This window comes from Desertihabitans aurantiacus, assembly GCF_003344635.1.
Classification (GTDB): domain Bacteria; phylum Actinomycetota; class Actinomycetes; order Propionibacteriales; family Propionibacteriaceae; genus Desertihabitans; species Desertihabitans aurantiacus.
On sequence record NZ_QPKK01000266.1, the window covers coordinates 1 to 5,177 of the forward strand.

Annotated in this window: 3 protein-coding genes and 2 pseudogenes; 3 read left to right on the top strand and 2 right to left on the bottom strand. The window is 74.6% G+C overall.

Annotated elements, in window-relative coordinates; translation table 11 throughout:
- The coding region (locus tag DVA66_RS16830) for a phosphodiester glycosidase family protein (RefSeq protein WP_114561104.1) at positions 1-2,661 on the top strand (2,661 nt) is incomplete at its 5' end.
- 8 nt (positions 2,662-2,669) lie between these two features.
- Here the strand turns inward: DVA66_RS16830 and DVA66_RS22110 are convergent.
- Together DVA66_RS22110 and DVA66_RS16835 are read right to left on the bottom strand one after the other, a co-directional pair.
- Positions 2,670-2,744 (bottom strand): hypothetical protein, encoded by a 75-nt coding sequence (locus DVA66_RS22110; RefSeq protein ID WP_408608927.1) that lies wholly within the window; start codon positions 2,742-2,744, stop codon positions 2,670-2,672.
- A 58-nt stretch (positions 2,745-2,802) separates the two neighbouring features.
- A pseudogene (locus tag DVA66_RS16835) lies at positions 2,803-3,720 on the bottom strand (zinc-binding dehydrogenase); the annotation flags it as partial.
- A 68-nt stretch (positions 3,721-3,788) separates the two neighbouring features.
- On the opposite strand from DVA66_RS16835, the gene DVA66_RS16840 reads away from it, so the two are divergent.
- Positions 3,789-4,364, top strand: coding sequence for a TetR/AcrR family transcriptional regulator (locus tag DVA66_RS16840; RefSeq protein ID WP_198671874.1), 576 nt, complete (start codon positions 3,789-3,791; stop codon positions 4,362-4,364).
- A gap of 579 nt (positions 4,365-4,943) precedes the next feature.
- Positions 4,944-5,099: pseudogene (locus DVA66_RS22115) on the top strand (DapH/DapD/GlmU-related protein); the annotation flags it as partial.
- Between the last annotated feature and the right edge of the window lie 78 nt (positions 5,100-5,177).

Here is a 5,177-nt window from a genome sequence, read left to right on the forward strand (position 1 = left end):
GTCGCCGAGACCGCCGGCGCGGGCGCCATCCCGGCCGGCACCACGGTGCTCGTCGGCCGCGACGCCGGCGCCGACGCGCTGGCCGGGCTGGCGGTCGGCGACGAGGTGGCCGTCAGCCACGAGCTGCGCTACGACGGCGCCGAGCTGGCCACCGCCCTCGGCGGCAACGTCACCCTGCTCGAGGACGGCGAGGTCGTCCCGCACACCGACCCGGCCGCCCACCCGCGCACCGCGATCGGCTTCGACGAGGACGGCGACACCGCCTACCTCGTCTCCATCGACGGCCGGATCGCGCAGAGCCGCGGGATGACCTACACCGAGCTCGGCGGGTTCCTCAAGGAGCTCGGCGCCGACGACGCCCTCAACCTCGACGGCGGCGGCTCCTCCACCATGCTGGCCCGCGAGGCCGGCGAGGACGACCTCGATGTCGAGAACACCCCGTCCGACGGGTCGCTGCGCCCGGTGCCGAACGGTCTCGGGCTGTTCGCCGCCGAGGGGTCGGGCCGCCTCGACGGGCTGCGGGTGGTGCCAGCCGCCGACGAGGAGGACGAGGACCTGCTGCGCGTCTTCCCCGGCCTGACCCGCCGCCTGGACGCCCTCGGCCACGACGAGACGCTGGCGCCGGTGGCGACCAACCGGCTCACCTGGCGCTCCACCGACGTCCAGACCGGCTCCGTCCGCGACGGCGTCGTCACCGGGAAGCAGCCCGGACCGCTCACCGTCGAGGCCCGCGACCGCCGCGTCACCGGCTCGCTCGATCTGGAGGTGCTCGAGCCGCTGGACCGCATCCGGCCCTCGGTCGACACCGTCAACCTGCCCGACGCGGACGCCCGCGGCAGCTTCCGCATCATCGGCGCCGACCGCGGCGGCTTCGAGGCCCCGCTGGAGCCCACCGACGTCGAGCTCGACTACGACGAGAGCGCCGTCACGATCGAGCCCGACGGCGCCGGCGGCTGGGACGTCACCCCGCTGACCGAGACCGCCTCGGTCGTCGTCACCGCCACCGTCCAGGGCCAGACGACCAGCCTCGGCATCACCGTCGGGGTCGAGGAGCGGGTGCTGGCCGACTTCGACGGCGGCATCGACGGCTGGACGTTCGGCTCGGCCCGCGGCAGCGGCTCGCTGGTTCCCGCCGAGGGCGAGGACGGCAGCGGCGCGCTGACCATCGACTACGACTTCACCGCCTCCACCGCCACCCGGACCGCCTACGCCAACGCGCCGCGGCCGTTCGCGATCGAGGGCCAGCCGCTCTCGGTCGGCGCCGACGTGCTGGCCAGCGGTGAGGGCGAGTGGACCGCCTTCACCGTCATCGACGCGGAGGGCCGCAGCAGCGCGCTGTACGGGCCCTACCTCACCGAGCCCGGCTGGCAGCGGGTCGAGGTGGCGATCCCGCAGACCCTCGCCTTCCCCATCTCGATCAGCCGCTTCACCGTGATCGAGACCAAGGCCGACCGCTCCTACCGCGCATCCACCACCATCGACGACCTGTCGGTGCAGGTGGCCCCGTCCGTCCGCACCCCACCGGCGGAGCGGGTCACCGACGACGTCGTCGTCACCGACGGCACGCTGGGCACCGACGGGCGGTGGCGCTTCGCGGTGGTCTCCGACGCCCAGTTCACCGCCGCCAACCAGTCCCTGGTGCCGGCCGCCCGCCGGACCCTGCGCGAGGCCGTCGCCGCCGACCCCGACTTCGTCGTCATCAACGGCGACTTCATCGACACCGCCTACCCCGAGGACCTCGCCCTGGCGCGGAAGGTCATCGAGGAGGAGCTGGAGGGCAAGGTGCCCTGGTACTACGTGCCGGGCAACCACGAGATCTACGGTCCCGGCACCATCGCCCCCTTCGAGGCCGAGTTCGGGCCGGCCCAGCACTCCTTCGTGCACCAGGGCACCCGGTTCGTGCTGCTGGACTCCTCCACCGGGACGCTCAGCGGCGGCGGCTTCGAGCAGTGGCAGCTGCTCGACGAGGCCCTCGACGACGCCCGGGAGAACCCGGACGTCAACGGGGTGGTGGCGATGTGGCACCACCCGCCGCGCGACCCGTCCCCGCTCAAGGCCAGCCAGCTGGCCAACCGCTACGAGGCCGAGGTGGTCGAGGACCTGCTGGCCGACTTCCGCGCCGAGACCGGCAAGGGCGCGGCGTTCATCGGCTCCCACGTCGGCGCCTTCTCCGCCGCCTCGGTCGACGGCGTCCCGTACGTCATCAACGGCAACATGGGCAAGGCGCCCTCCACCGACCCGGCCGACGGCGGCTTCGCCGGCTGGAGCCTGGTGGGCATCGACCCCGACGCCGCCGTGGTGCCGGCCGACGAGCGCGGCCGCTGGCACGCCGCCCCCGCCCAGCCGTGGGTCCAGGTCGAGATGCGGGCCACCGTCGACGAGCTCACCCTCGACGCGCCCGCCGAGCTGGCCGTCGGCGCCACGGCGCAGGTGGAGGCCACCGTCACCCAGGGCGAGCGGTCGTTCCCGGTGGGCTACCCGGTGGGCGCGGACTGGTCCGGGGCGCGGGTCAGCATCGGCGAGCAGCGTCCGGGCCGCGAGGCCGTGGTCACCCTCGACCCCGCGACCGGTGAGCTGACCGCCCTCCGGCCGGGCACCGCGACGCTGTCGGTGACGGTCAACGGCGTCACCGAGCGGGCCGAGGTGACCGTCACCGGCTGAGCCGCGGCTCAGGGGTGCAGGACGAGCTTGCCGACGTGCTCACGGCGGGCGAGCTCCTGCTGGGCGCGGGCGGCCTCGGCCAGCGGGAACGTCGCGGCGACGACCGGCTGGACGTCCCCGCGCCGGGGCCAGCTCGACCAGCAGCTCGAAGTGCCGCCGGGTGTGCATCGAGGACCCGACCAGCTGCGCGTTGTGCAGGTAGAGCCGCCGCACGTCCACGGTGACCTGGTAGCCGCCCAGCGCGCCGGCGACCACCCACCGCCCGCCCTCGCGCAGCAGCGGCAGCCCATCGGCGACCAGATCACCGGCGACGACGTCGAGCACCACGTCCACACCGTCCGGGGCGAGTTCACGGACCTGCGCGACGACGTCGGCGCCGCGGTCGACCACCGCGTGCGCCCCGGCCTCGCGCACCGAGTCGCCCTTGGTGCCGCTGCTGATCGCCAGCACCCGCGCGCCGCGCGCCCGGGCCAGCTGCACCGCGGCCAGCCCGACGCCGCCGGAGGCCCCGGAGACCAGCACGGTCTCCCCCGCGGCGAGCCGTCCCCGCTCGACCATGCCGAGTGCGGTGCCGTAGGCGGTCGGCAGGCTGGCGAGCTGGTCGTCGGTCAGCGGGGAGCCGCTGACGTCGTGCACCTGCTCCGCCGGCGCGGTGACGTAACCGGCGTAGCCGCCGTCGCGCTCGCTGCCCATCAGCCCGACCGGGTTCGCGTCGGGCCCGTCGCCGTCGTACCCGGCCGGGTCGACCAGCACCCGACGGCCTGCGAGCTCGTCGTCCACCCCGGCACCGACCGCGACCACCCGGCCGGCGACGTCGGCGCCCTGGATGCGCGGGAACTCCACCGGTCCGCGCCAGCCCGACAGCGCGTCCGGATCGCCCGGGCGTCCGTAGGCGCCCTCCCGCGTCCACAGGTCGGTGTTGTTGAGCGCCGCGGCGGCCACCTGCACGAGCACCTCGCCCGGCCCCGGTGTCGGCACGGCGACATCGGCCACCTCGAGGACCTCCGGTCCGCCGTGGCCGGTGATCCGCACCGCCTGCATCGTCTCCGGCACCTGCATCTCCGTCTCCTCCCTCGGTATACTGATCTGTGAAGTCCAGAGTACACAGATCAGTAAAGGAGGCTCCGGTGTCGGAGGTGCGACAGTTCAGTGCGGCCGGCCGGCGAGTGCTCGCCGCGGCCGAGGAGCTGTTCTACGAGCGCGGCATCACCGCCGTCGGCGTCGACCTGGTCGCCGAGCGCTCCGGCGTCACCAAGCGCACCCTCTACAACCAGTTCGGCTCCAAGGACCAGCTGGTCACGGCCTACCTCGGCGAGCGCGACCGGCGCTGGCGCGCACTCGTCCGGGCCACCGTCGACGACTGCGCCGACCCCTTGCACGCCGTCACCGCACCCTTCGAGGCGCTGCGGGAGTGGAGCCGGACGAGCGGGCGCGGGTGCGCCTTCGTCAACGCGCTGGCCGAGCTGCCCGACCCCGACCACCCCGCGCACCGGGTCGCGACCGAGCAGAAGCGCTGGTTGCGTGACCTCTTCAGCGAGCTCGCCACGGCCGCCGGCTGCACCGACCCGGCCACCCTCGCCACCCAGCTGCTCGTGCTGCACGAGGGCGCGCTGGCCACCCAGCCCCTGGCGCTCGACACCCTGCCGGCCACCACCGACCTCGCGTGGACCCTGGTCCGGGCCGCCGCCGACGCCACCGGGTAACCATCGGGGACGACGCGGGCGGCGGGCGTCCCACCCTGCGGGTCGGGCGTTGCCGGTGCCCGCACGACCGGGAAGGATGGAGCCACTCCCAGCCCGAAGAGGTGCTCTCCGACAATGGCCGTCACCGAGACGATCTCCGACCCCGCCGACCCGACTCCCGCCGAGACCGCCCGGCGTCCGGTCGACCCGCTGCACTTCGACTACTCCCCGTGGTCGTTCTGGCGCGAGGCCGACGAGGAGGCCCAGCAGGCGCAGCGGCAGCGGCAGCGCGACGTCCTGGCTGCCCGGCCCGGCTGGTCGCTGGGTGAGCGGTGCTTCCTCAGCGAGCACGCCTCGCTGCAGAACACCACGCTCGTGCTGGGCGACCGCAGCTACGTCGCCGCCCACGCCTACCTCAGCGACGAGCTGGTCGCCGGGCGGGACTGCACCATCAACGCCTTCACCGTGGTGCGCGGGCGGATCCGGCTGGGCGACGGGGTGCGGATCGGTGCGCACACCTCGCTGCTCGGCTTCAACCACACCATGAGCGACCCCGACGTCGAGGTGTTCCGCCAGCCGATCAGCAGCCGCGGCATCACCATCGGGAACGACGTGTGGATCGGCTCCCACGTGGTGGTGGTCGACGGCGTCACCGTGGGCGACAAGGCCATGCTGGCCGCCGGCGCGGTCGTCACCAAGGACGTCCCCGCCGGCGCGGTGGTCGGCGGCAACCCGGCGCGGGTGCTTCGCTGGCGGGTGCCCCCGGCCGACGGCGTCCCGACCGACGGCGCGGCCCGTGCGGCGACCAGCCCGGCTGCGGGCGTCACCGCGGCC